Origin of the sequence: Streptomyces sp. NPDC048277 (assembly GCF_040652235.1) — a bacterium.
Classification (GTDB): Bacteria; Actinomycetota; Actinomycetes; order Streptomycetales; family Streptomycetaceae; genus Streptomyces.
Map to the genome: position 1 here is coordinate 1 of NZ_JBEZLQ010000020.1, position 25,377 is coordinate 25,377.

Consider the following 25,377-nt stretch of genomic DNA (forward strand, 5'->3'; position numbering starts at 1 on the left):
GCGGAGCTGCCCAAGACCCGCTCCGGCAAGATCATGCGCCGACTGCTCCGCGATGTCGCCGAGAACCGCCAGCTCGGTGACGTCACCACCCTGACGGACTCCACCGTCATGGACCTCATCCAGGCGAAGCTGCCCGCGGCGCCCAGCGAGGACTGAGCACCCACAGACAACGGTGCCCTGCGCGTTGGAGCGCGCCGGGCGCCGAGGGTCAGGCTCCCGGACGCAGACCGAGCCAGCCCGGTGACGGGTCGCCCTTCACCTCACCGAAGTACAGGGCGAAGGTGTGTTTCCAGCGCTCGATCGCCGCGCGGTCGGCCATGAAGCGGGGGAAGCCGTCGAGGTTGCCGTTCGGACAGGCGTGCCGACGCGGATGACGCGGAGCCGCAGCTCGCTGGACGAGCGGCCCCTGAGAGCGCAGAGCCGCACGCCGGACCTGTGGGCAGGGTCGTCCAGGCAGCGCGCGACTGCGTCGTGGAGGGCATCGAGCGCACTCTGATCACACCGGTACTCCAGCGCGATGTCAGCCAGCACGGTGATCGCTATCGGCCGTCGCACACGCGACCGCAGCACGCAGCCGACGGCCGACGGCCGACCATGATCCCGCCGTTGCTGCTCACGGGGTTCTTCCAGGCTGCATCAACCCGGCCCGCGCAGCGGTCAGGACAGAGGCTGCTCAGTGGTAGGGATCGGAGCCGACCTGCGGTGGCTGTCGACGAGACCGCCGGCGGGCGCCCACGGACACCAGGCCCATGAACACGGCACCCATGATCCCTTTCACCTCGTCGACGGCGAAGTACATCACCCGGCATAGGTGGCGACGTCCTTCCGGGTGCCGTCAAGGACGACGCCGGACGCTGAGCTCGCGGCGAGTCCGGCAACGAAGCACGCCCACAGCACCTGGTCGGCGACGAATGCCTTCACGCGGGCGAGGAACTTCATGGTGACGTCCTTCGGGATGAGGGAGGAGCGGGGCCGACGCGGCCGGTGGATCCCTGCGCTCCGGGACCTCTCCGATCCATGGTGTAGCGGACTACACCATGGCACCCGGTCGGAGCGTCGCTGCAGACGGGGGGTGCAGCCCACTACACCCCCGGTTGGGGAGCGCACCCCCTCGATGCGGCAGCCCTTCGACCGAGATCCTCGAACTCGTCAGTCGTTCCACGCTCACTCCGGTGAGCCGACCCCGAGGAGGGGACAGCCGTGCAGGCACCACATCTCTCCCGCGTACTGGTCGTGGGCGCGTCCGCGGCCGGACTCACCACGGCGGAGGCGCTCCGACGGAAGGGCCACACCGGTCCGATCACCGTGCTCGGTGACGAGCCGCACGCGCCCTACGACCGGCCGCCGCTGTCGAAGCAGGTACTCTCCGGCGCCTGGGAACCCGAGCGGGCGGCACTGCGCACCCGAGAGGCGCTGTCGGAGCTCGAAGCCGAGTTCGTGCTGGGTGACCCGGCGGTCGCACTGGACACGGCGACACGGACCGTGCGCACTCGCTCCGGAAGGGAACTGACGGCTGACACCGTCGTGATCGCCACCGGGGTACACGCTCGAGCGTTGCCCGGACAGAGCGAGCTGGCGGGCGTCCATACCCTGCGCACTCTCGATCACGCACTGGCGCTCCGTGCCGACCTGCTGGCCGCCCAGCGGCTCGTGGTCGTCGGCGAGGGCGTGCTCGGCTCCGAGATCGCGTCCACCGCACGCACCCTAGGCCTGGACGTCACGCTGGCCGGCCCGCTGGCGGCGCCGATGGCCCTGCAGGTGGGCCCGCTGGTGTCCGGTGTCCTCGCCTGCCTGCACACCGAGCGGGGTGTCCGGCTCCGGCTCGGCGACGGCGTGATCGGACTCACCGGCCACCGTGGCCGGGTGACCGGTGTCCGGCTCGCCACCGACGAGGTGCTGCCCGCCGACGTGGTGGCCGTCTCCATCGGAGCCGTCCCTGCGACCCAGTGGTTGGAGGGCAGCGGGCTCGACCTCGACAACGGCGTGGTGTGCGATTCCCGGTGCCGGGCGGCCGAGGGGATCTACGCCGTAGGTGACGTGGCCCGCTGGCACCACGAAGGGCTCGGCCGGCTGATCCGCCTGGAGAACCGCACCAACGCAACCGAGCAGGCGATGGCGGTCGCCGGAGCCGTCCTCGGCGACGAACGGCCGTACACCCCTGTGCCGTACTTCTGGACCGACCAGTACGACGCCAAGCTCCAGGTCCACGGATTCGTGCCCTCGGACGCCGAAGCAGAGATTGTGGAGGGCGATCTGACAGCCCGTCGGTTCGTCGTCCGATACCAGAGCGCGGGCCGGGTCACCGGCGTCCTCGGCTGGAACATGCCCAAACAGACCCGGCTGCGCCGCCAGGAGATCGTCGACACGATCGCCGCCCCCACCCCTACCCCCACCCGCTGAAAGAGCAGGAGAAGAGCCATGAAGATCGTGATCGACGAGAGCAAGTGCGTCGCCGCCGGACAGTGCGTCTCCGCCGCGATGGACGTCTTCGACCAGCGCGAGGAGGACGGCATCGTCGTCGTGCTGAACGAGAACCCGCCAGCCGAGCTGGCCGACGCCGTCCGCGAGGCGGCGGCCGTCTGCCCCGCGCTGGCCATCCGCATCGAGGGCTGAATCTCCCCTTCCCTCCTCACCCCCCCCACGCCATTCCTGGAGGTACACCATGACCGAGTCGACGCAGACCACCCCCACCACACCGCCCACCGAGTATCCCGGTACCAGGTCCGGCCGGTGCCCGTTCGCACCGCCGGCGGAACTGCTGGCCCTGCACCAGGGCAAGCCCCTGTCCCGGGGGCGGATCTGGGACGGCAGTACTCCCTGGCTCGTCACCGGTCACGCCGCCCAGCGCGCTCTCCTGTCCGACCCGCGGGTCAGTTCGGACGACAAACGACCGGGGTTCCCGCACCCCACCCGGGCCCAGGCCGAGAACGCCCCACACCACCCGCTGACCGTCTTCAACGCCGACGGCGCCGACCACACCAGAATCCGTCGGACGCTGACGAGTCCGTTCACCCGGAAGCGGATGGAGCAGCTCCGGCCGGACATCCAGCGGATCACCGACGGCCTCATCGACAACATGCTCGCAGGCCCCAACCCGGTCGACCTGGTCACCGCACTGGCGCTGCCGCTGCCCTCGCTGATGATCTGCGCACTGCTCGGCGTGCCTTACGAGGACCACGACTTCTTCCAGGAGCACGCGTCCGTCGCGACCAGGCGGTTCAAGACCGCCGAGGACGACCGGCGGGCGTCCGAGGCCCTCGGCGGCTATCTGGCCGAGTTGCTCCGCGCCCGGATGGCCGGGCCCTCCGACGACGTGCTCTCTGACTTCGCCACGCGTGTCGAGGCGGGCGAGCTCACGCTCGCCGACGCCGTCACGCTGTGCACGATCCTGCTGATCGCCGGCCACGAGACCAGCGCGAACATGATCACCTTGGGTACCGCGCTCCTGGTCGAGCACCCGGACCAGCTGGCGCGGCTGCGCGAGAGCGACGACCCCGCGTTCCTCGCGAACGCCGTCGAGGAACTGCTGCGCTACCTGACCGTCCCCCACCTCGGCCAGCGGCGGATCGCCCGCGAGGACATCGAGATCGAGGGCGAGACGATCCGGGCCGGCGAGGGCATCGTCGTCCCGCTGCCCGCGGGCAACTGGGACCCTGAGGCGTTCCCCGAGCCGGAGAGGCTCGACCTCGGTCGCAAGGCGAGCCATCACCACACCTTCGGCTGGGGAATCCACCAGTGCGTGGGCCAGCAACTTGCCCGTATCGAACTCCAGGTCGTCTTCGGCACCCTTTTCCGCCGCATCCCAGACCTGCGTCTCGCGGTGGGCCCGGACGCACTCGAGTTCAAGGGCGACTCGCTCGCCTACGGCATCTACGAGCTTCCGGTCACCTGGTGACCGGGGCACCAAACTCCTTCGATCTGTGTCGAGTCGAGGGACGCTCTCCGGACCGCGTTGCGGGCTCCGTACCCCTTCGAGACGCGACTGCCGAGGCAGCACCCAACGCAGGTCGGCTGTAGCCGTCCCGCCCGCTCGCCTGAACGGAAGACCCGTGATCGACACTTTGCTGCGATACGCCCGTCGTCGGCCCTGCGCCGTCGACGCGGGGCTCGCTCTGGCCCTCTTCGCGTGTTCTCTCCTGGCATGCCCGGGGTTGTTCGAGGCCCACGACGCGCGGATCACGGCATGGCCCGCCGTCCTGGCTTCCGGTGTCTCCTGCGCCGCTCTGCCGTGGCGCCGTACTCGTCCGCGGGCCAGCTCCTGCCTGCGAGGTTCTGACCGCTGACGGCGGTGGTGAGGGCGACGCCCGATGTCGGTTCGACGTCGTACTGGCCCAGCTTCGTCGTGCTCCTCACCGACTTGGACCTCGACTGTCGCGACGCCCCGTCGTACTGCTGCCACCTCGGCGGACGTCCGTTTCGATTCCTCGGATATGGCAAATCCCGGACTACGTCTTCACCACGATGCACGGTCTGCCGCAGTCGGGCGGGCGCAGCAACCATTGCCGACCCGCACTCGATAGCCGATCATTTGCGATCGACCGTATGGCACTCGTCGAGAGCTCCGGCTAGTACACCGCCAAGGTCAGAACGGCGCGGCGATGTCACTGAGTTACCGGCGACCTCGCGAACCTCTGTCCTGTCACTGCTTGGTGGGGTTCCAGCGGACGCGAGTGAAGGCGGCGTGGGGGACTTGGGGCCAGACGTGGAGTGTGACGGGTACGTCGTGGTCGGCGGCGCGGGCGGCCAGTCGTACGGCGTCGTCCAGCAGGATCTCGTGCGAGCCCACCTGGATGAGCAGCGGGGGCAGGCCCGTGGGGTCAGTGAAGGGTCGAGGTGGGCCTTGCCGGTCGCGCTGGCGCCGGACACCGTGAGGTCGGCCCAGGGCGAGAACACCGTGGCCGACGCAGGCTGGGGCAGGCCCGCCTCCCTGGCCGCGACCAGTGTCGCGACGGTCAGGCCGCCGCCCGCGGACTCGCCGACGAAGGCGATCCGGTCGGCGGGGATCGCCTGGTCGAGCAGCGCGCGGTACGCGGCCACCGCAGCGCCGGGACACGTCCGCGGCCAGGCCCGCCGCGTCGGCCGCGGAACCGATGGCGTACGCACCACCGTGGAAGTACAGCAGCATCCGGGACGGATCGTTGCTGGGGGTGCTGGCGGTGACGACGGGGACGTCGCCGAGTTGCCCCGCCACGGCCCGCTCGACGTCGGAGGCGACGTCACCGAGCACGCGCCCTGTTCCACGAGATGATGACCTCGATACCGCTGCCGCCCGACGTCACCACGACCGCCGGTGGTGCCTCTCGTGCAAGGGGTGCGGATCCGGAGGGTGGTTGTGTCGGTGTTCAGCGGGGCGGGCCGAGGATGATCTGGCCGTAGAGGTCGGCGGCTTCCGCCATCCGGTCCTTGGATATCTCGAACCCCTCGGGCCGGGGGGTCGACAGGTCGCGTCCGGCGTGCTGGAACATGCCCTCGATGCCGCCCGGGGTGCAGATCATCAGCAGATCGGCGGTGTCGGAGGTGATCCGGTAGCCGTGGGGGACGTTCCTGGGCAGGTAGACGATGCCGCCCTCCGTCAGCTCCATCTCCCGGTCGTCCGACCACAGCAGGGCCGTGCCCTTGATGAGCATGAAGATCTCGTCCTCGCGGGTGTGCATGTGGTACGGCGGCGCCTCGCCCTTGGCGACGCTGAACCGCCCGACGGTCAGCCGGCCCTCGGTGGCCGCGCTGTCCAGGAGTACGGCGAACTGGCCGCCGTCGAGCCATTCGAGTTTCTGCTGCTGATCGGGCTGTGCGAGATAGGCCATGCTCACGGCGGAGTCCGTCCTGTTGATCGGCATGCGAATGGTTCAGCGACGGCAGAGAGCGGGCTGCGGTGGCGACCAGCCCGCCCGCCGTCGGCGGTCCTGGCCGCCGGCGGCGGCGTGGGGCGGGACGAGGTCCTGGGGTCAGTCGGCCGGGCCCGGCTTGACGACGGTGTCGACGAAGTCGCCGATGGCCGCAAGGGTCGCTTTGAGCTGTTCGATCTGCGGGAAGTGGGCGGCGTCGGGGATGGGCACGAAGCGGCTGTTGGGGAAGGAGTCGGCGTAGCCGCGGCCGTAGACGGGGTTGGCGATGCCGTCCTCCTCACCCCACGCGACCAGGACCGGGAGGGTGACGCGGCGCAGCCTGCCGCGGAGTTTGGGGTCGTAGGTGAAGCCGGGGCCGCCGTAGACGGCGAGGGTCTGCTGGTTGGCCGCTGCGGCGGCGCGCTGCCGGTCGGTGAAGGTGGAGAAGTCGGGGCGGAAGGCGGCGTTGGCGAAGGAGAGCTTGGTGACCGCCTGGGGCGGCAGGGTGCGGGGGTCGATGACCTGGTTGGCCGGCATGTTGGCGTGGATACCGACGGCGTTGAGGAGGGTGAGGGCGCCGATACGGCCCTTGGTGTCACGCAGAGCCATCTCGGCGGCGATCCAGCCGCCGATCGAGTTGCCGATCACCATCACACCGGTCAGGTCCAGGCTGTCCAGCAGATCGAGGTAGGCCACCGCCAGGTCCGCGACGGAGTCGCACCACTCGGGACGCGGCGTGCCGTCGAAGCCGGGGTGGGTCGGGGTGACCGCGTGGACGTGCTCCGAGAGGGCGGTGGCCAGGCCGGTCATCGTGCGGGGGCCGGCACCGCCGTGCAGGAGCAGGACACCGGTTCCCTCGGTGCGGGCGCCGTACTCGTCGATGGTGACGGACAGGCCGTCGGCGAGGTCGACGGTGCGTGTGGTGGAGGCAGCGGTCGGAGCGTTCACAGCAGTGGTCCCCATTCGTGAGAGCTGACTCGCATGAAGCTAGACGAGCCCGCCACTTTATGCAAGTTGACTCTCATGAAGAGAGTTGACGCTCATCAAGGGGATGATCGCCGGGCTCCGAGGACGGCACGGCGAACCTGCGGGGACTCAGGCGAAGTCATCGGCCGGGGTCGTCTCATAACGGCCCATCACCTCCGCGACGGTCCGCGCGTCCGCCTCCCCGCCACCGGCGATCACGTCCCGCAGGTCCCGGAAGTACTGCACGGACCGATCCGGCGTGAAGGTGTTGAGCATGACCAGTGGCTCGTCGCCCGGATTGGCGAAGGTGTGCGGGGCGCCGGGCGGCACCATCACCGACGTGCCGGCCGGGGCCTCGTGAACGGCGCCCCCGACGGTGATCACGGCAGCGCCCGATATGACGCAGAAGCCCTCGTCATGGCCGGCAGGCCGATGCTGCGGCGGGCCTTCTCCGCGCGGGGCGAGGGTGATCTCGGCGACCCCCAGCCGGTGCACGGCCGTCCCGCCGTCCTCCAGGATGCGGATGCGGGCCGGGCCCAGGTCGATGACCTCGCCACCCTCCGGCCCGACGACCGAGACCTTGTTCACGGAGCCGTCCTCTTTCGTGAGAGTATTCTCTCGTGAGGGTAGAGCGCTCGCTTCATGGGATGCAGGCCTTCCCTCATCAGGGTTCAACCCGCCCGAGCCGCGGACAACGAGAGGTGGACCGGTGGGAACACCAAGCACGACAGGGCGTGCCAACCAGAAACTGCGCACCCGCACCGCGATCGTGCAGGCAGCGGCCGAGCTCAGCCGCACCGGCCGCGAAGTGACCATGCCCGAGGTGGCCAAGGCGGCCCTGGTCTCCGAGGCCACCGCCTACCGCCACTTCCCCGACCTGCTCAGCCTGTTGCGCGAGGCCGTCACCGGGCAGCTGCCCACCGCCGCCGAGGCACTGCAGCCCGTCACCGACTCCACCGACCCGGTGGAGCGGGTGGCCGCCGCGACCGAGGCGCTGCTGCGCCACATACTGAGCCGCCAGGGCGTGGTCCGCGCCATGATCGCGGCCACCATCGTGCGGCCCGCGGAAGCCTCCGCCCGCCCCGGGCTGCGCTTCGGACTGATCGACCACGCGCTGGCGCCGGCCGTCGACAGCGACACGCTGCAACCCGCCGCGCTGGACCAGCTCAAGCGCGACCTCTCGGTCGTCATCAGCGCCGAGGCACTCTTCAGTCTGACCGACCTGAACGGACTGGACCCGGAGCAGGCCATCGCCAGCCTCGTGCATACCGCGACGACCCTCACCCGGGCCGCGCTACGGGACAGCGAGCTCGCCGACGGCCGTGCCGGACCGGACGCCACGCCCCCTCCTCAAACGGATGCCTGAGGTACTCGGCGGCATCGCACCCCGACCGCCGCTGACCAGAGGCGGAAGCGCGTGCAGCCCGTACCCTCAGCTTCGCCCGTGGCGTCGTAGGCGGGTGAGGGCCAGAGGCCCGAGCACCGGTATCAGGATCCAGCACAGGTACGCGTACGCAGTGAGGAACGAGACCGGGACGGATACCAGGAAGGCCACCGCGGCTGCGCCGACTCCCCTGGTCGCCTGGGAGAACACCTCCGGCGTAGTGCCCGCCCGGCTCAGGCCGGCGCGACGGATCTCCCGGATCATCAGCAGGAACAGTGCGCAGGCGGAGAACTGCACCGTGGCGTAGAAGCCGAACCGGACCTGGAACGCACCGTCGCCGCCGATCACGTCGGTCGCGAACGGAGTGACCACCAGCAGGAGCAGCCAGTACACGGTCAAGTTGGTCAACCGGCCGCTCACGGCCGCAACATGCCGGAACACCCGGTGGTGGGCCCGCCAGTGCGCGGCGATCACCACGAAACTGATCAGAAACGCCATATAGCCGGCGCGGTGGTCCGCCGCCGACCGCAGCAGCGCACTGTTCGTCGAGCCCTCCGGAACCGGCAGTTCGAGTGCCAGCAGCGTCAGTGCGATAGCGATCACCGCGTCGCCGAAGAACGTGAGCCGCTCGGCCGCGGCCGTCCGGATCTCCACTTCCTCGGACGGTTCACGCTCGGTCGGGACAGTCGTCATGACAGAGGGACTCCACGGTAGGACGGAAGGACAGTCCGCACATGCCTTCTCCAACTGAACGGACAAGGGCTGGACGGTGGGCCAGGCGGCATGTCACGGCTCGCCCCGGCGGAGACAGGGGGCCCGGCGTGCATGTCGGATCCGTATGTCTACCGGCCGAGTTCGACCACAGCTTCGTGGATCGCGGTCAGCGCATCATGCCGGGCGTACTCCGCCGCCAGCTCCGTGGCGCGCTCCCGATAGGCCGCCTCGGTCAGCACCCGCTCCACCGCCGCACGCACATCCTGTGCCTTCGGGCGCTGGGTGGCCAGGTTGATCGCCGCGCCCGCCCACGCGGCACGCGCCGTCACCTCGGTCTTGTCCTCCGTCTGGCCGGCCAGCACCATGGGAACACCGTGGCCGAGTGCCTGCTGCACCCCGCCGTAGCCGCCGTTGCTCACCAGGACGTCGGCGTACGGGAGCAGGTCGTCGAAGGGGATGAACTCGGCCACTCGGGCGTTCGCCGGCACCCGCTCCAGCTCGGCGTCGCGTCCCAGCGTCGCGACCACCAGCACGTCCAGGTCGGCCAGGGCATCGAGCGTCGGCTGGACCAGCTCGGTGAAATCGACGTTCGACGCGGTCCCCTGGGACACCACGACCACGCGGGGCGCCGACGCGACCTCGTCCCACCACGTCGGAAGCTGCGACTTCCGGCCCGACCCGAGAGGCAACGCGCCGACATAGCGGATCGAGTCCGGCAGGTCGCCGCGCGGATAGTCCAGCTGCGCGATCGACAGCTGCAGAAACCGGTCCGGAACACACGGCATCCCGTCCATGATGAACGGCGCCTGCTCCGTCACCCCGCAGGAGGCGAGCACCTTCACCAGGTGCTCCTGCGTCGAACCGAACAGCGCTTCCTGCACCATCGTGTTCGCTGCCCGATTACGCTCCCTGCCTTCCGGCGAGCTGTCCGGGGCGAGACCGAGTCCGAACGGCGCGGTGTCCTCACTGCTGATCGTCAACGGCACCACCCCGAGCCCGACCACCGCGGCCGGCCGTGCCCCCGCCGCCCCGAGCAGCACCGGCCACGCTCCGAGGAAACCCGTCTCGTGGAACAGCACCACCGGCTCCCCCTCGGCCGCCGCGAGCAGTTCCTGGACCGTGCGGTGCTGATCCGGCACCGGATCGATGAACAGGTGCCGCAGCCCGAAACCCAACTGCTCCGGCCCCGGCGCTATGGAGAGGATCTCCGGGAACAGCGCCGGCACGTTGTCGCCGTCGAAGTCGGCAGCACCCAGCAACGGCGCGAACCGAGCGCCGACCGCCTCCACCGCACCGCGGTAATGCGAACCGGTGGTCACGGTGACCTGATGACCGCGCCGCACCAGATCGGCGGCGATCGCACGCATCGGCGTGAAGTGCCCGTAGATCGGCGACGCAGCGACAACAACTCGCGTCATGCAAAGAGCCTCTTCCTGTGAAAGGCCACGGCCATTCCGTCAGGCCGGGCCCCATTGAGCTTCTCCCGCACCATGATCAGGCAGTTCGGACGGCATCGGTAGCGAATGAAATTGCTTTTGCTTATCGCACATTGCGATGAAAGGCGGACGGTGGAGCTACGGCAGATCAGGGCGTTCGTCGTCGTCGCGGACGAGGCCAGCTTCACGCGCGCGGCGGCCAGGCTGAACCTGGTGCAGTCGGCTGTCTCGGCCGCGGTACGGAACCTGGAACGGCACCTGGGGGTGGAGCTGTTCGAACGCACGACCCACCACGTGCATCTGACCCAGGCAGGCCGGCTGTTCCTGCCCGAGGCCAGGCGGACCCTTGCCGCCGCGCAAGAGGCCCAGCACGTGATCGAGCAGTTGCGGGGCGGACTGCGCGGCGAGGTCCGACTCGGCGTGATACAGACCCCCCGGCATATCGTCGCCCAACCAGCCCTGCTCATCTCGGAATTCCGCGCCACACACCCCGGCGTGACCGTGTCCATACAAGCCGCCGGCAGCGTCAAGCACGCCGAAGACCTCCGCAAGAAGCGCCTCGACGTCGCCTTTGTGATCCTCCCGCCCGAGGCCACGCCCGGACTCGACATGTACGTCCTGACGTCGGAGAAACTGCAGCTGCTGTGCCACGCCGACCACCCGCTGGCCGGACGCGACCAGGTGGAGCTGGTGGAGCTGGTGGACCAGCCGTTCATCGACACCCCGGCCACCTGGGGCAACCGGCTCGCGACCGACGCGGCCTTCGCCCGCGCCGGACTCACCCGCAAGATCGCCTACGAGATCGGCGACGCCGGCGGTCTGGCCTCCCTCGTCAAACACGGCCTCGGAGTAGCCATCGGCCCGATGTCGTTCATGCATCCCGAGGACGAGATCCGGGCGGTCCCACTCGGTTCCGACGCGCCCAGCCTCACGCTCTCACTGGCCGTGCCCGCGGGACAGGCCGTGAGCGCCCCCGCCAGGGCCCTGATCCGAACGGCCCGGGAGCTGTCCGAGGCCGCGAGGTAGATGGACATTCACCTGTTCGCCGGTTGAGCCACTCTCCAATCGACCATGCCACGCCATCCCGCCGTTCAGGGACGTTTGCCGGTCCGGACGTTCGGGCTCTCACGGCGGGATGGCCATACGACGGCCTCCGTCGCGTCACCCGCTCTGGAATGTCCTGCTCGTCCTCGGGAGGGAGCAAAGGCAGGAACAGCGGGGCCGCTTGCATCCCAGCCTGCAAGCGACCCCGCTGTTCGTCTGCCGTCTCAGCCGACAGGGTTGGTTCCGGCGATGACGTTGGTCAGAGGGCCGTAGCCCTCGCCCTGGACATCGACATAGTCGGGAGATGCCCGTGATGACCTCCAGCGGGCGATGCGGCACCTTCCTCCCGGAGCGCAACGGGACTTGGGCCGACTGATCACACGCATCGATGAGGAATTCGAGCGCCGTACCCTGCCCGACCCCAACAATATTGAGTTGGCGGTGTTCGGCTGGTGGTGGACCAGAATGCGAGAACGCTGATGAGCCTCGAACCCGCGCCCTCAATCGAACGCCACCGTCACCCTCCGCGACGCTCCCCAAGATCTGTGCCAGAACAGAGAACTGACATCGGTCAGATGCTCACGTCCTCGGTGCCGTCGCGTCCACCGGTGTCGACCTCATCCAGGAGGGTGACCCCGGGCCCAGGCCGTCAAGCGCGTGGGATCACTGGACGAAGGCGATGATGAGAAACACGAAAGCGGCGATCAACGGGGCGGCGTACGCGGTCACACTGAGAAAGAGCTTGAGCCGGTTCCGGCGGTGAATCCGGCGGCCCTCGGGGGTGTCGGTGCGCCAGGCGGGATCGACCTCGATCACGCCGTCGATGACGTCGGGCGCGACGCGGCGGGCGTCCGCGGCATCGAAGGAGTACATCGGGGAGCCACGGCCGCCGACGGGGTAGTTGTAGCCGTAATGCACCCTGTATGTGACACCGGCCCGGTCGGCGACGTGCCGGAGAATGTAGCCCTCCGGCCTGATGTGCCAGAGCCTGCCGGTGCGGCCGTGAAAGATCCAACGCACCTGCTGATCGGGATCTTTTCGCACGGCGGCCTCCCCCGGCCCCATCCACACGCCAGGCTCATCGTGGCACCCGCCGCAAGGTCTGTCGATACCCCTCCAACCCGGTGCAGCCTTGCCTCAGACGCCATTTCAGTTGGTGTGATCTTGCGGCAGTCTGAGGTGATGACTGCCGCGCTTGTCGAACGGTTGGCGCCGGAAGACCTGTGGGACCTGTTTTAGCGGGTGGTCCCGCCGGCTCCGGAACGCCCGCAGGGCGGAGGACATCGTCGGCGGGGGAACCGTGAGGTGCCGGCCGGGATCATCTTCGTGGCCGCCTCGGGGTGCACCTGGAACCAACTGCCACCGGGCTTCGGCCTGTCGGGCGTGACAGCCTTCCGCCGGTTCACCGAATGGAGCGAGGCCCGAGTGTGGGCCAAGCTTCACCGCCTGGTCCTCGACGAACTCGGTTCCCGCGGCGGGCTGGACTGGTCGCGCTGCACGATCGACTCCGTCAGCGTCCGGGCCCTCAAAGGGGGCAGCTGACGGGACCGAATCCGGCCGGCCGAGGCAAGAGGGGTTCGAAAGTCCACCTCATCGTCGACCGCAGCGGCCTGCCCCTGTCGATCGGCATCTCCGCCGCGAACCTCCACGACAGCCAAACTGCACGGGGACAAGGGCTACGACTACCGGCACCGCCTCGCCCGCAAGGGCATCGAGTCGTCCCGACGCCTGGGCCGACACCGCTGGGTCGTGGAACGGACCGTGTCCTGGCTGTCCGGCTGCCGACGCCTCCACCGCCGCTACGAACGAAAACCGGAACACTTCCTCGCCTTCACCGCCATCGCCGCGACCCTCATATGCCACCGCCGACTCACCAACTGAAATGACGTCTAAGAAAGCTGGCCAGATCGCGGGGCTGGAAGTTCTGCGCATCATCAGCGAGCCGACCGCCGCCGCTCTCGCTTACGGCTTCGACAAGGACGACCAGACAATTATCGTCATCCACTTCGGCGGAGACGACTGGGACCAGCGCATCGTCGACGATCTCGTCAAGCGATTTGCCGATGACCACGGCGTAGACCTCGCCAAGGACAGGACAGCGCTTCGACGCCTGCGCGAGGCCGCGCAGAGGGCGAAGGTCGAACTCTCCTGGTGTAGAACTCAAGGACGTCGACTACGTCCTCCTCGTCGGCGGCTCGACACGTATGCCCGCGGTCATCAAGCTGGTCGACGAACTAACCGGCGGAAAGGAACGCCAACGCGTGCGTTCGGACGACCCGGTCGCCGTCGGTGCAGCCCTCCAAGCCTGTATTCGCAAAGGCCAGGCCAAGGACGTCCCGCTGCTCGACGTCGCCCCGTTATCTCTCGGTGTCGAGACCAAGGGCGGCATCATGAACAAGCTCATCGAACGCAACACCACAATTCCGACCAAGCGGTCCGAGATCTTCACAACGGCGCGGGACAACCAGACGGAGCTGGAGATCAAGGTCTACGAGGGTGAGCACGAGCGCACGGCCCACAACAAGAAGATCGCCACGGTCACACTCACCGGTCTGCCTCCGGCGACGGCCGGCATTCCCCAGATCGAGGTCGCGTTCGGCATCGACGCCAACGGCGTCATACACGTCTCCGCCAAGGCCTGCGCACCGGCAAGGAACAACGCGTAACGGTCACCGGCGGATCTGCCCTGCCGAAGCCTGTCCTTGATCGCATGAAGGGTGAGTCGGCACGGTACGAGGAACAGGAACGTCAGCGCCGCACATCCGCCGAGATTCGCGACGAGGCCCCCAGGCCGAGGCTGAGGTCGTGGTCGGCGAGCTCAAAGAGGCCCTGAAGAACGGGGACGACACAGTCATCCGCGAGACCACAAAGAAGGCCAGAATCATCGCCCGGAAGCTGCACCGTTGAGATACCACCGGGGTTGCTCGGCTGCCTGTACTCGGTGCATCGGCGTCCGCCCGTTCATCACTGCGGGGCAATCCCTGCCCACGATCGAAGACCTCTGACTGCTCACTCACCGTCATGAAGCAGCAGGCGTTACCCACGAATACGCGACACCTCACCATGCGATCACACCAGTACCAAGGCCGTGAACGGCACGCCGTCGCGGCTGGTGACGCCGTGCCTGAGCCAGTCCTGCTCCACGGCGCGGACGGACTCACGCCTCCGGCTGTTCCAGCCCGCCACACGCTCGAACAGCTCGACCACGTGCGGCCCCTCGGCCGGGTCGGCCTCCTGCGACACCGGACGCGGGGGGACCGTCGATCAGCTCGTACGTGCGGTGATAGCCGAAGGGGATCTTGCCGTGGGGGCGGCCCTCGCCGACTGCGGAGTTCACACCACGCAGCGTACGCACCAACAGGAGTCTGGCCTCCTTCTCCACGTCGTTGATGCCACTGATCAAGGAGTGCCGGTCACCGTAGTTGCGTGGGGTGAAGGTGCGGTCCAGGCTGGTCACGTGGATCAGGTATCCGCCCGCCTCCGCCGCGTCGACCAGGGCCACGCCCCGGCCGGTCTCACGGGCGAGCCTGGACACCTCCCACAGCACCAGCACGTCGCCGGGTTCGCCGAAGGCGCCGGACGTCAGGTCGGCCAGCAGCTTCTCGAAGTCGTCGCGCACCTTGGTCGCGAACTTGGAGGCCGAGCCGGTGTCCCTGTACGGCTCGCCCCACGTCCACGGACCGTGATCGGCTTCGGCGGCGATGTTGTCGCGGTGCTGGTCAGTGATGCTGCGCGCGGTCTTGACCTTGCCTTTGGACACACGCAGGTACTCGCGTGCTGCCCCTGTCACGGTTCCCGTGGCCAGGGCCCCTCCCCGTCCCTTACGGTCGCGTTATGTCACCTTCACAGTCAACCGTAGGTGTAATCATGACCGTGGACGACGACCCCGGGGTCTCCCGTGCCGTCGCCCGGGACCTGCGGCGCCGCTACGGCGCGTCGTACCGGATCGTGCGCGCGGAGTCCGGGGAGTCGGCGCTGGACGCGCTGCGGGAGCTGAAGCTGCGCGGCGATCTGGTGGCCGTGATCCTGGCCGACTACCGGATGCCGCAGATGAACGGCATCGAGTTCCTGGAACAGGCCCTGGACGTGTACCCGGGCGCCCGGCGCGTGCTGCTGACCGCGTACGCGGACACCAACGCGGCGATCGACGCGATCAACGTCGTCGATCTCGATCACTATCTGCTCAAGCCGTGGGATCCGCCGGAGGAGAAGCTCTACCCGGTCCTGGACGACCTGCTGGACGCGTGGCGGGCCAGTGACTACAAGGCGGTGCCGATCACCAAGGTCGTCGGGCACCGCTGGTCGGCGCGGTCCTCGGACGTACGGGAGTTCCTGGCCCGCAACCAGGTGCCGTACCGCTGGTACTCGGTCGAGGAACCGGAGGGGCAGCGGCTGCTGGCCGCGGCCGGCACCGACGCGGAGCGGCTGCCGCTGGTGATCACACCGGACGGCACGCCCCTGGTGGAGCCGGAGGCCCCGGAGCTGGCCGCGCGCGTGGGGCTGGCGACGACGCCGACGGCGGACTTCTACGACCTGGTGGTGATCGGCGGCGGGCCGGCCGGGCTCGGCGCGGCGGTGTACGGGGCGTCGGAGGGGCTGCGGACCGTCCTCGTGGAGCGGTCGGCGACCGGCGGACAGGCCGGGCAGAGCTCCCGGATCGAGAACTACCTCGGCTTCCCGGACGGCGTGTCGGGGGCCCAGCTCACCGACCGGGCCCGGCGGCAGGCCCACAAGTTCGGCGCGGAGATCCTGACCGCCCGCGAGGTGACCGGACTGGAGATCAACGGCGGCGCACGGGTGGTGCGGTTCGCGGACGGCTCGGCGGTCGCGGCGCACAGTGTGATCCTGGCGACCGGTGTGCAGTACCGGCAGCTGGAGGCGACCGGCTGCGTCGACCTGACCGGCTGCGGCGTCTTCTACGGCTCCGCGCTCACCGAGGCGACCGCCTGCCAGGGCCACGACGTGTACATCGTCGGCGGCGCCAACTCGGCCGGCCAGGCGGCCATGTACCTGTCCCGTTTCGCCAAGTCGGTGACGCTCCTGGTGCGCGGCGCCGACCTGTCGGCCTCGATGTCGTACTACCTGATCCAGCAGATCGGCGAGGCCCCGAACATCTCGGTGCGCAGTCACACCGTGGTCGACGCCGCGCACGGCGCCGAGCGTCTGGAGCGGCTCACCCTGCGCCATGTGGAGACCGGGGACCGGGAACAGGTCGAGGCCCAGTGGATGTTCGTGTTCATCGGGGCGGCGCCGCTGACCGACTGGCTCGGCGACACCGTGCTGCGGGACGGGCGCGGGTTCATCCTGGCCGGGCCCGACCTGACCGTCGACGGACGGCCGCCGGCGGGCTGGGAGCTGGACCGGCCGCCGTACCACCTGGAGACCAGCATTCCCGGCGTGTTCGTGGCGGGCGACGCACGCGCCGAGTCCGCCAAGCGTGTCGCGTCCGCCGTCGGAGAAGGAGCCATGGCAGTGATGCTCGTCCACCGGTACCTGGAGCAGTCATGAGCGGGCGGCCGATGCCGTGCAGTCCGCAGGAGATCGGCGCGCTGTTCCTGTTCGAGAAGCTGGAACCGGAACAGCTGGGGCGGCTGTGCGCCGCGGGCCGGGTGGAGCTGTTCCAGCCCGGTCCGGTCTACACCGAGGGTGACCCGGCCACCTGCTTCTACGTGATGATCGAGGGCACCGTGGTGCTCTCCCGCCGGGTCGCCGGGGACGACGTCGAGGTCACCCGGACCTCGCAGCCCGGGGTGTACTCGGGCGCCATGCAGGCCTACCTCGGGGACCGGGTGCGGCAGGCGTACAACAACTCGATGCGGGTGACCGAGCCGACGCGGTTCTTCGTGCTGCCGGCGGACACGTTCGCGGACATCATGCAGGACTGGTTCCCGATGGCCGTGCACCTCCTGGAGGGCCTGTTCTTCGGGTCGAAGAACACCCAGGCGGCGATCGGGCAGCGCGAACGGCTGCTGGCGCTCGGCTCGTTGTCCGCCGGGCTCACCCACGAGCTCAACAACCCGGCCGCGGCGGCCGTGCGGGCCACGTCCACGCTGCGCGAGCGGGTGGCGAAGATGCGGCACAAGCTCGCGATCATCGCCGAAAGTCCGTTCTCGCGGGAGCAGTTGGCCGGTCTGATCGAGATCCAGGAGCGCACGGCGGAGCGGGTCGCCAAGGCGCTCACGCTCAGTCCGCTGGAGGCCTCCGACCGCGAGGACGCGCTCACCGACTGGCTGGAGGACCACGGCTGCGACAACGGCTGGCAGCTCGCGCCGACCTTCGTCCAGGCCGGGCTCGACGTCGACTGGCTGGAGCAGGTCGCGGCGGCCGTGGACGAGGAGATCCTGCCGAACTCCATCGGCTGGCTCAACTACACCGTCGAGACCGAGCTGTTGATGAACGAGATCGAGGACTCGACCACCCGGATCTCGCATCTCGTCGACGCGGCCAAGCAGTACAGCCAGCTGGACCGGGCGCCGTACCGGGTCGTGGACGTGCACGAACTCCTCGACAGCACGCTGCTGATGCTGTCCGGGAAGATCGGGCAGGACATCACGGTGGTCAAGGAGTACGACCGTACGGTCCCGGCCGTTCCCGGCTACCCGGCCGAGCTCAACCAGGTGTGGACCAACCTCATCGACAACGCGGTCTGTGCGATGAAGGACGGCGACGGCGACAGCGGCGGTGAACGCGGCACGCTGACCGTGCGGACCGCCCTCGACCACGACCAGTTGCTGGTCGAGTTCCGGGACACCGGGAGCGGGATCGCGCCGGAGATCAAGGACCGGATCTTCGATCCGTTCTTCACGACCAAGCCGGTGGGCCAGGGTACGGGTCTGGGGCTGGACATCTCCTGGCGGATCGTCGTGAACAAGCATCACGGCAGCATGCGGGTGGAGTCGGTGCCGGGCGACACCCGGTTCCAGGTGCTGCTTCCCCTGACCGCCGAGGCATCCGAGACAACTGTGGAGACGGTATGAGTGGCGACACCCCGATCGACCCGGACGTTCCGCCGAGCGGCGACGGCTGTGTGGAGTGCGACGCGGCGGGTGGCTGGTGGTTCCATCTGCGGCGGTGTGCGCAGTGCGGGCACATCGGGTGCTGCGACGACTCGCCCGCGAAGCATGCGACGGCGCATTTCCGTTCCACCGGGCATGCGGTGATCCGTAGTTACGAACCGGGCGAGGGGTGGTTCTGGAACTACGAGACGGAGGAATTGTTCGAGGCCGGGCCGGAGTTGGCGCCGCCGGTGAGCCATCCGGCGGATCAGCCTACGCCGGGGCCTGCGGGGCGGGTGCCGAAGGACTGGGCCCGGGTGTTGCGGGGTTGAGTACCCAAGGGGTGGGGGGTTCTGTGACATCGGCTGCTGCGGGTGCGTTGTGGCTGGTCGCGCCCACGCGGCGGAGCCGCAAATCGACACAGCCCCGCGCCCCTGGTATCTCGGCTGAGCCCTTGTCAGGATGGGGGCGTGTCACAGAGATCGTTTAACACCCCCCTGATCGGGCGGGATGAGGAACTGGGCCGACTTGGTGGAGTGCTGGAGGGTGCCCGGAGTGGGCGGGGGCGGGCCCTGTTGGTCGCCGGGGACGCGGGGGTCGGGAAGACCCGGTTGTTGGACGAGGTCGCGGCTCGGGCGGGCGCGGGCGGGATCACCGTCGTCACCGGGCACTGTGTCGATCTCGGTGATGTGGGGCTGCCGTATCTGCCCTTCACCGAGATCCTCGGGGTGCTGGCCGCCGATGGGCGGTACGCGGACGTCCTCGCCGCGCATCCGGTGGTGGAGCGGCTCCTCGGCGCCGCGTCGGACCGGGGCCGGGACGCGGATGCCCGGCTGCGGCTCTTCGAAGGGGTCGCCGGGCTGTGCGCCGATCTGGCCGCTGCCGCGCCCCTGCTGCTGATCCTGGAGGATCTGCACTGGGCCGATCAGTCCTCCCGGGATCTGCTGCGGTTCCTGCTCAGCCGGGGTGTGCTGCCCCGGCGGCTCGCGGTGCTGGCTTCGTACCGCGCGGACGATCTGCACCGGCGCCATCCGTTGCGGCCGTTGCTCGCCGAGCTGGTACGGCTGCCCGCCGTGGAGCGGCTGGAGCTGCGGCCGTTGCCGGATGCCGAGGTGGCACGGCTGGTGCGGGCCCTGGAGGAGCGGCCGCTGCCCGAGGCGACCGTGCGCGACATCGTGGAGCGGGCCGAGGGGAACGCCTTCTACGCCGAGGAGCTGGTGGCCGCCTCCGACACGGACGGCATGCCCACCGGGCTCGCCGATCTGCTGCTCATCCGGGTCGAGCAGCTGTCGGAGACGGCCCAGCAGGTGCTGCGGACGGCCGCGGTGGCCGGGCGCCGGGTCGGGCACGATCTGCTGCGGGACGCGGTCGGGCTGCCGGAGGAGGAGCTGGAGTCGGCGTTGCGGGAGGCCGTCGGGCGGCAGCTGCTGGCTCCGGGGCACGGGGACACGTACGCCTTCCGGCACGCCCTCGCGCGTGAGGCGGTGTACGCCGATCTGCTGCCCGGGCAGCGGTCGCGGCTGCACGGCACGTTCGCGAGGCTGCTCGCCGCCCGCGGGGGCGGCGCGGAGACGGCGGCCGAGCGGGCGCACCACTACCGGGAGAGCCATGATCTGCCCGAGGCGCTGGCCGCGTCGCTGGAGGCCGCCGATCACGCGCGGCGGGTGGGCGCGCCCGCCGAGGAGCTCCGGCATCTGGAGACGGCTCTGGACCTCTGGCCTGCGGTGGCGTGCGGCGCACGGCCCTCGGGTGAGGGGCTCGACCCGGTGACGTTGACGCTGCGGGCCTCGGCGGCGGCCGCGCACGCCGGTGAGGTGCACCGGGCGGTGTCCCTGACCCGGTCCGCGCTGGCCGGCACCGGTCAGGACGCGGATCCCGAACTCGCCGCCCGGGTGCGGTACACCCTCGCGGGGAACCTGATGACCGTCGACAACCTCGCGGCCGCGTTCGCCTACAGCAGCGAGGCGCTCGCCCTGATCCCCGCCGATCCGCCGTCGCGGACCTGGGTGTGGGCGGCGTCCACCCATGTCATGGCGGCCCGGCAGGTCGGGGACGACGCGACGGCGCTGCGGGTCGCCCGGCAGGCCCTGGAGGTCGCCGACCGGATCGGCGCCACCGCGGCCCGGGCCGACCTGCTGATCTCCCTGGCCCGGCTGGAGGGCGGCGGCCGCGGCACCGGGGAGGGGCGTGAACAGCTGCGGGAGGCGCTGGAGCTGGCCCGGTCGGCCGGGGACACCTCGGTGGAGATGCGGGCGCTGTTCAATCTCGCCGTCGGCTGTTTCGAGTCCGGCGAGTTCCAGGAGTGCCTGCCGTGGATCGCCGAGGGGCTCGACCGGGCCCGCCGTTCGGGGCTGCTGTCCTCCCCGTACGCCTCGGAGATGCGGTATCTGCGGCTGCTGGTGCTGTACACGCTGGGGCAGTGGGACGCGTGCGTACGCGCGGCCGAGGCGGACACCGCGCCCGGATTCGCGAAGGGACCTGTGCTGTACCTCGCGTTGGCCCGGGGCGAGGCGGATGTGGTCGAGCGGGCCCGGGCGCTGCTCGGGGAGCCGTTCGACTGGATGGGCTCGCTCGTCGGGGGCGTCGTGCTCACCGACGCGGCCGCGCTGCGGGGTGACGCGGAGGAGGCCGTGGCGCGGATGCGGGCGTCGGTCGCGGCGCTGACCGACGAGTCGGGGCGGGCACCGGACGTGGCGGTCCGGCTCGCGGCGCTCGCGCTGGCGGCGGTCGCGGACCGGACCACGGCGCTACGCGGCACCGAGGGCGGGAGCCGGTGGACGGAGCTCGCCGACGAACTGGTGGAGCTGGCCCGGGCCACGGCCGCCCGGCAGGGACCGGAGGGGCAGGCCTGGCTGGCCCGCGCGGAGGCGGAGTGGACCAGGGCCGTGTCCGGACCGGACACGGCGGCCTGGGAGAAGACGGTGGCCGCGTTCGCGTACGGCGATGTGTACGAGCGGGCCCGCGTGCGACTGCGGTATGCCGAGGCCCTGCTGGCCGACGGCCGGGGTGCGGAGGCGGCCGAACAGGCGGGCGCGGCGCGGGAGACGGCCGTGGCCCTGGGCGCGCTGCCCCTGCTGGAGCGGCTGGACGCGCTGATACGGCGGACCGCGCGGGACGACGACCGGGTCGCGCCGGCCGACCGGGTCGTCCCGCTCACCGCCCGCGAGCAGGACGTGCTGCGGCTGCTGGCGCTCGGCCGCAGCAACCGGCGGATCGGCGAGGAGTTGTTCATCACCGGCAAGACGGCGAGCGTCCATGTCTCCAACATCCTGGCGAAGCTGGGCGCGGCGAGCCGTACGGAGGCGGTGGCGATCGCCTATCGCGAGGGCCTGATCACCCCGGAGCCGACGGCCCAGGGGTGATCAGGAGGGTTCTTCAGCGGTTGTCGCAGTCCAGGCCGGCCAGGTCGACGGAGTCGGCCATGGCCTGCATCCCCTTGTCGTTGGGGTGGATGTGGTCGCCGCCGTCGAGGAACGGCAGCATCCGGGCCTGGTCGTAGGGGCTGCGCAGGATCCGGTCGAAGTCGGCGACCCCGTCGAACTCCCCGCTGGTGCGGATGTACCGGTTCACTTCCTGGCGGACGGCCTCGCCCGCCGGGTCCCACTCCGACCAGCCTTCGAACGGCCCTACGGTCGAGGCGACCACGCACTTCCCGGCCGCGTGCGCCCGCCGGACGATCTCGCGGTACCCGGCGATCAGGTCGGCCGCCGTGACCCCGGTGTGGGCCTTGATGTCGTTGACCCCCTCGAAGAGGAAGACGGTACGGACGCCGGGCTGGCCGAGGACATCGCGGTCCAGCCGGTTGAGGGCGGACTGTCCGGCGCCGTTCGCGAGGACCTTGTTGCCGGAGATGCCCTCGTCGGCCACGCCCTCGACCTCGGTGTGCGCCTTCTGGAGGCGGCGGGCGAGGTAGTCGGGCCAGCGGCGTTTCTGGTCGCTGGTGGACGCCCAGCCGTCGGTGATGGAGTCGCCGAGCGCCACCACGGCCCCGGTGGCCGGGGCGGACGGCCGTACGGAGACGGAGTCCAGGTACCACCAGGAGCCGGTGGTCTCCGTCCAGTTGGCGGCGCTCTCCTCGGCGGTGTGGTCGCCCTGGTCGGTGTAGGAGGTCTGCATGGCCATCCAGTGGCCGGTGGCCGGGCCCGCCGCGTCCGGGCTGTGCAGGCTGACGACCAGATCGCTGCCAGCGGCCAGCCTGCCGGGCAGCGGGTCGCTCCACGCGGTGGCGCCGGCCGGCACGGTGACCGTGCGGGCGCCGTCGAAGGTGAGCCGCCTGTTGCTGCCGGGCCTAAGGGCGGCGCCCTGGCTCTGCAGGCCGACGTAGACGCTGTCCAGGGTCAGCGGGCGGTCGCCGAACGCGTTGGAGAGGCGCACCCGCAGGGCGCTGCCGGCGGCGCTGGTGTGCACGACCAGCCGGTAGCCGCGGTCGGCGGTGCCCTCTCCCATCTGGTCGGCGCTGGCCCCCCAGGTGACGACGTCGTGCCGGGCGGCGGCGGCCCTGTCGGCGGGCTCCCGTATGAGGGCCGCCTGGGCGGTCCCGGTCTGGCAGGCGGCCGTCGCCAGGAGAACGGCGGCGAGGATCGGCACCCGTGCGAACCGGCCGGTCACCGCGTGAAGTCCTTCAGGGTGACGGACTGGCCCGGCTTCAGCGTGACCGTGCGTGCCGTGCCGCCGTACTCGACGGTGGTCGTACGGCCGCCGACGCTGCGGATGCGGGCCTCGGTGGGCCTGCCGTCCCGCCAGCGCAGGTCGACGACGAAGCCGCCGCGTGCCCCGGCCCCGGTGACCGAGCCGGAGGCGGCCCAGGCGTCGGGGAGGGCGGGCAGGAGTTCCAGGTGGCCGGGGCGGGAGTACAGCAGCATCTCCAGGATCGCCGCCGGGGTGCCGAAGTTGGCGTCGATCTGGAAGATGCCCCGGCCCTGCCCGACCTCGTAGATGTCGAAGAGGTTGGCTGCGGTGCCGTTGCTGCCGTTGGAGGACGGGCGCAGGTTGCGGACGACGAGCTGGTAGGCCTTGTCGGCGTCCTTCAGCCGGGCCCAGCACAGGGCGCGCCAGGCGTTGGCCCAGCCGAAGCTGTCCATGCCGCGGGCGGTGAGCAGGGCGGTGGCGCCCTTGACGAGGTCGGCGGGGGTGGAGCCGTCGGGGCGGATCCGGTCGCCGGGGAAGAGGTTGATCAGCGGCGAGAGGTGGCGGTGGGTGGTCTCGCCGAGGTTGTCCGGGGACATCCACTCCTCCAGCCAGCCGGTCTTCGGGCTCACCACCGGCAGGTAGAGGCGTTCGCGGAGACCGCCGATGGTGCCCGCGTATCCAGCATCCCTCTTCAGCTCGGCGGCCGCAGTGCGGAAGTTCCCGAACAGGGTCCAGACCGATTCCTGGGCGTAGGTGATGCCCTTGGCGTCCAGCGGCCCCTGCTCCGGCGACCAGTCGCTGTCCGCGATCAGCACCTCCTTCCCGTCGTCCAGGGTGGTGGTGAGCAGCCGCGCCTCCCAGAACTCGCAGGCGCCCCTGAGGAGGGGGTAGATCTTCTCCAGGTGGGCGCGGGACCGGGTGAACTCGTAGTGCTCCCAGAGGCTCTGGCACAGCCAGGCGTTGCCCGCCGGGTGCCACCACCAGCCGCCTCCGCCGAAGGGGTTGGTGGAGATGGCGACGGTCCAGCCGGCGACCTTCCCACGGGAGTTGCGGTAGCGGTTGCGGGGGTCCTGGAAGAGCCGCTGGGTGGTGTCGGTCCAGGACGGGAACTGGTCGACGCAGTAGTCGGTGAAGGCGTCGAAGCACTGGGACAGGCCCAGCCGGTCGGACATCCAGTAGTTCATCTGGATGTTGATGTCGGTGTGGTAATCACCCATCCAGTCCGGGTCGTTGCCGTCCAGCCAGACGCCCTGGAGACCCATCGGCAGACTGCCGCGCGACCCGGCGATCATCAGGTAGCGGCCGAACTGGGCGTAGGCGGCCTCCAGTTCGGGGTCGGGTTCGCCGGTGTCGGCGCGCGCCTGGACGCGGGCCCAGGTGTCCAGTTCGCGCTGCTCGGCCGTCGAGGTGCCGAGCGCGAGGTCGAACTGCCCGAACAGCGCCCGGTGGTCGGCCGCGTGGGTGCGCAGCAGTGCGTCCACCGGGTGCCGGGCGGCCGCCCCGACCTTGGTGCGGGCCAGGGCCCGCGGGTCGAGGGAGGGATCGCGGTAACCGGCGGCGGCGTCCGGCGCGTAGTTCGTGCCGCCGCCCACCACGACGGTCAGTTCCCGGCAGTCGGTGAAGCTGATGTGCGACCCGCTCACCCGCACGCTGCCGCCGCTGCCGTACGCCTCGACGGCGGCGCCGTAGGTCAGCCCGTTGGCGAAGGCTCCGGCGAACGACTCGGCCGTGCCGCCGGTCTCCCCGTGGGTGCCTTCGAGGGTGACCGTCCCGGTGTAGCGCCCGCCGCCGTCCTGGCCGAAGTGCAGCACGAGCACGTCGTCGGGGCGGCTGGCGAACACCTGCCGCCGGTAGGTCACTCCGGAGCGGACGTACGACGCCGTCACGACACCGTTGTCGAGGTCGAGGGTGCGGCGGTAGCCGGAGACGGCGCCCAGGTCGTGGTCGGGGATCTCGACGGTGAGCCGGGCGAGCAGGGTAAGCGAGCCGAAGTCGGCGCGTCCGTAGGGGAATTGGCCGTCGGAGTCGAGGGTGTCGTTGAGACCGCCGGTCCACAGGGTGGCGTCGGTGATCAGCAGGAGTTCACGGCCGGAGTCGTTGCCCGCGAGGGCACCGAGCCGGCCGTTGCCGACGGGCAGCCCCTGCGCGATCATCGACCCGTCGTCGGCGGGCGCCTGCCACCAGAGCTGGTGACGGGGCGTGGTGAGCGGTTCGGTGGAACGCTGCGGGGCGGCGGAGGCGGTGAAGGAGGGAAGCGAGGCGAGGGCTCCGGTGGCGGCGGCGAGCGCCAGAAAGCCGCGTCTGCTGGGGTGGTTGTCCATGGGGTTCCAATCCAACGTCCGTGAGGGGGCGCCCCGCCAGGGGCGCGGGGAACTGCGCGACCA

20 protein-coding genes and 4 pseudogenes are annotated in these 25,377 nt (G+C 70.3%); 11 read left to right on the plus strand and 13 right to left on the minus strand.

All coding sequences use genetic code 11. The features are described from left to right. Nucleotides 1-208: 208 nt before the first annotated feature. Both AB0D85_RS35105 and AB0D85_RS35110 read right to left on the minus strand, forming a co-directional pair. Nucleotides 209-352: pseudogene (locus AB0D85_RS35105) on the minus strand (ABC transporter substrate-binding protein); the annotation flags it as partial. Between the two features lie 446 nt (nucleotides 353-798). After that, nucleotides 799-939, minus strand: coding sequence for a hypothetical protein (locus AB0D85_RS35110; protein WP_362329157.1), 141 nt, complete (start codon nucleotides 937-939; stop codon nucleotides 799-801). 261 nt (nucleotides 940-1,200) lie between these two features. On the opposite strand from AB0D85_RS35110, the gene AB0D85_RS35115 reads away from it, so the two are divergent. The 3 genes from AB0D85_RS35115 to AB0D85_RS35125 are packed head-to-tail and all read left to right on the plus strand — an operon-like array spanning nucleotide 1,201 to nucleotide 3,895. After that, nucleotides 1,201-2,400, plus strand: coding sequence for an FAD-dependent oxidoreductase (locus AB0D85_RS35115; RefSeq protein ID WP_362329159.1), 1,200 nt, complete (start codon nucleotides 1,201-1,203; stop codon nucleotides 2,398-2,400). 18 nt (nucleotides 2,401-2,418) lie between these two features. Next, a complete protein-coding gene (locus AB0D85_RS35120) occupies nucleotides 2,419-2,613 on the plus strand; it encodes a ferredoxin (protein WP_362329161.1) in 195 nt (64 codons plus the stop codon). A gap of 49 nt (nucleotides 2,614-2,662) precedes the next feature. Beyond that, a complete protein-coding gene (locus AB0D85_RS35125) occupies nucleotides 2,663-3,895 on the plus strand; it encodes a cytochrome P450 (protein WP_362329163.1) in 1,233 nt (410 codons plus the stop codon). A 281-nt stretch (nucleotides 3,896-4,176) separates the two neighbouring features. On the opposite strand, the gene AB0D85_RS35130 is transcribed toward AB0D85_RS35125, so the two are convergent. The 5 genes and pseudogenes from AB0D85_RS35130 to AB0D85_RS35150 form a co-directional block, all read right to left on the minus strand. Further along, on the minus strand, nucleotides 4,177-4,353 hold the full coding sequence (locus AB0D85_RS35130; protein WP_362329165.1) for a hypothetical protein: 177 nt from the start codon (nucleotides 4,351-4,353) through the stop codon (nucleotides 4,177-4,179). 286 nt (nucleotides 4,354-4,639) lie between these two features. Beyond that, nucleotides 4,640-5,241 (minus strand): annotated as a pseudogene (locus AB0D85_RS35135) (alpha/beta hydrolase fold domain-containing protein). 101 nt (nucleotides 5,242-5,342) lie between these two features. Then, nucleotides 5,343-5,837, minus strand: coding sequence for a cupin domain-containing protein (locus AB0D85_RS35140; RefSeq protein ID WP_362329167.1), 495 nt, complete (start codon nucleotides 5,835-5,837; stop codon nucleotides 5,343-5,345). A gap of 108 nt (nucleotides 5,838-5,945) precedes the next feature. Beyond that, nucleotides 5,946-6,773, minus strand: a complete 828-nt coding sequence (locus AB0D85_RS35145; RefSeq protein WP_362329169.1) for an alpha/beta hydrolase — start codon at nucleotides 6,771-6,773, stop codon at nucleotides 5,946-5,948. A 147-nt stretch (nucleotides 6,774-6,920) separates the two neighbouring features. Further along, entirely contained in the window at nucleotides 6,921-7,379 is a 459-nt protein-coding gene (locus tag AB0D85_RS35150) for a cupin domain-containing protein (protein WP_362329171.1), read from the minus strand. A 121-nt stretch (nucleotides 7,380-7,500) separates the two neighbouring features. Between AB0D85_RS35150 and AB0D85_RS35155 the strand changes: the two genes are divergently transcribed. Further along, the gene (locus AB0D85_RS35155; protein WP_362329173.1) at nucleotides 7,501-8,157 is read left to right on the plus strand and encodes a TetR/AcrR family transcriptional regulator; all 657 of its coding nucleotides are present in this window, start codon (nucleotides 7,501-7,503) and stop codon (nucleotides 8,155-8,157) included. Between the two features lie 66 nt (nucleotides 8,158-8,223). On the opposite strand, the gene AB0D85_RS35160 is transcribed toward AB0D85_RS35155, so the two are convergent. Together AB0D85_RS35160 and AB0D85_RS35165 are read right to left on the minus strand one after the other, a co-directional pair. Then, nucleotides 8,224-8,868 (minus strand): TMEM175 family protein, encoded by a 645-nt coding sequence (locus tag AB0D85_RS35160; RefSeq protein WP_362329175.1) that lies wholly within the window; start codon nucleotides 8,866-8,868, stop codon nucleotides 8,224-8,226. 149 nt (nucleotides 8,869-9,017) lie between these two features. After that, complete coding sequence (locus AB0D85_RS35165; RefSeq protein WP_362329177.1) at nucleotides 9,018-10,307, minus strand: nucleotide disphospho-sugar-binding domain-containing protein; 1,290 nt, start codon at nucleotides 10,305-10,307, stop codon at nucleotides 9,018-9,020. A gap of 150 nt (nucleotides 10,308-10,457) precedes the next feature. Between AB0D85_RS35165 and AB0D85_RS35170 the strand changes: the two genes are divergently transcribed. Next, nucleotides 10,458-11,351 (plus strand): LysR family transcriptional regulator, encoded by an 894-nt coding sequence (locus AB0D85_RS35170; protein WP_362329179.1) that lies wholly within the window; start codon nucleotides 10,458-10,460, stop codon nucleotides 11,349-11,351. Nucleotides 11,352-12,032: 681 nt separating this feature from the next. Here AB0D85_RS35170 and AB0D85_RS35175 read toward each other — a convergent pair. Then, nucleotides 12,033-12,440 carry a hypothetical protein gene (locus AB0D85_RS35175; RefSeq protein WP_362329181.1) on the minus strand — a complete coding sequence of 136 codons (408 nt, stop codon included), beginning with the start codon at nucleotides 12,438-12,440 and terminating at the stop codon, nucleotides 12,033-12,035. A gap of 171 nt (nucleotides 12,441-12,611) precedes the next feature. Here AB0D85_RS35175 and AB0D85_RS35180 point away from each other — a divergent pair. Both AB0D85_RS35180 and AB0D85_RS35185 read left to right on the plus strand, forming a co-directional pair. Then, a pseudogene (locus tag AB0D85_RS35180) lies at nucleotides 12,612-13,250 on the plus strand (IS5 family transposase). Beyond that, nucleotides 13,237-14,276, plus strand: a pseudogene (locus AB0D85_RS35185) (Hsp70 family protein); the annotation flags it as partial. The pseudogenes AB0D85_RS35180 and AB0D85_RS35185, both read left to right, overlap by 14 nt. 250 nt (nucleotides 14,277-14,526) lie before the next feature. Here the strand turns inward: AB0D85_RS35185 and AB0D85_RS35190 are convergent. Continuing rightward, on the minus strand, nucleotides 14,527-15,159 hold the full coding sequence (locus AB0D85_RS35190; protein ID WP_362329183.1) for a recombinase family protein: 633 nt from the start codon (nucleotides 15,157-15,159) through the stop codon (nucleotides 14,527-14,529). Between the two features lie 44 nt (nucleotides 15,160-15,203). On the opposite strand from AB0D85_RS35190, the gene AB0D85_RS35195 reads away from it, so the two are divergent. From AB0D85_RS35195 to AB0D85_RS35210, 4 genes are all read left to right on the plus strand, one after another. Further along, nucleotides 15,204-16,877 (plus strand): FAD-dependent oxidoreductase, encoded by a 1,674-nt coding sequence (locus AB0D85_RS35195; RefSeq protein ID WP_362329185.1) that lies wholly within the window; start codon nucleotides 15,204-15,206, stop codon nucleotides 16,875-16,877. Further along, entirely contained in the window at nucleotides 16,874-18,346 is a 1,473-nt protein-coding gene (locus AB0D85_RS35200) for an ATP-binding protein (RefSeq protein ID WP_362329187.1), read from the plus strand. The genes AB0D85_RS35195 and AB0D85_RS35200 overlap by 4 nt, the downstream gene beginning before the upstream one ends. Beyond that, nucleotides 18,343-18,696: a UBP-type zinc finger domain-containing protein gene (locus AB0D85_RS35205; RefSeq protein ID WP_362329189.1), complete on the plus strand. Its 354-nt coding sequence runs from the start codon at nucleotides 18,343-18,345 to the stop codon at nucleotides 18,694-18,696. Before AB0D85_RS35200 ends, AB0D85_RS35205 begins: the two co-directional genes overlap by 4 nt. A 138-nt stretch (nucleotides 18,697-18,834) precedes the next feature. Beyond that, on the plus strand, nucleotides 18,835-21,726 hold the full coding sequence (locus AB0D85_RS35210) for an AAA family ATPase (protein WP_362329191.1): 2,892 nt from the start codon (nucleotides 18,835-18,837) through the stop codon (nucleotides 21,724-21,726). 13 nt (nucleotides 21,727-21,739) lie between these two features. Here the strand turns inward: AB0D85_RS35210 and AB0D85_RS35215 are convergent, their stop codons facing one another. Both AB0D85_RS35215 and AB0D85_RS35220 read right to left on the minus strand, forming a co-directional pair. Beyond that, on the minus strand, nucleotides 21,740-22,972 hold the full coding sequence (locus AB0D85_RS35215) for an SGNH/GDSL hydrolase family protein (RefSeq protein WP_362329193.1): 1,233 nt from the start codon (nucleotides 22,970-22,972) through the stop codon (nucleotides 21,740-21,742). Continuing rightward, nucleotides 22,969-25,314, minus strand: a complete 2,346-nt coding sequence (locus AB0D85_RS35220; RefSeq protein ID WP_362329195.1) for a glycoside hydrolase N-terminal domain-containing protein — start codon at nucleotides 25,312-25,314, stop codon at nucleotides 22,969-22,971. Before AB0D85_RS35220 ends, AB0D85_RS35215 begins: the two co-directional genes overlap by 4 nt. Between the last annotated feature and the right edge of the window lie 63 nt (nucleotides 25,315-25,377).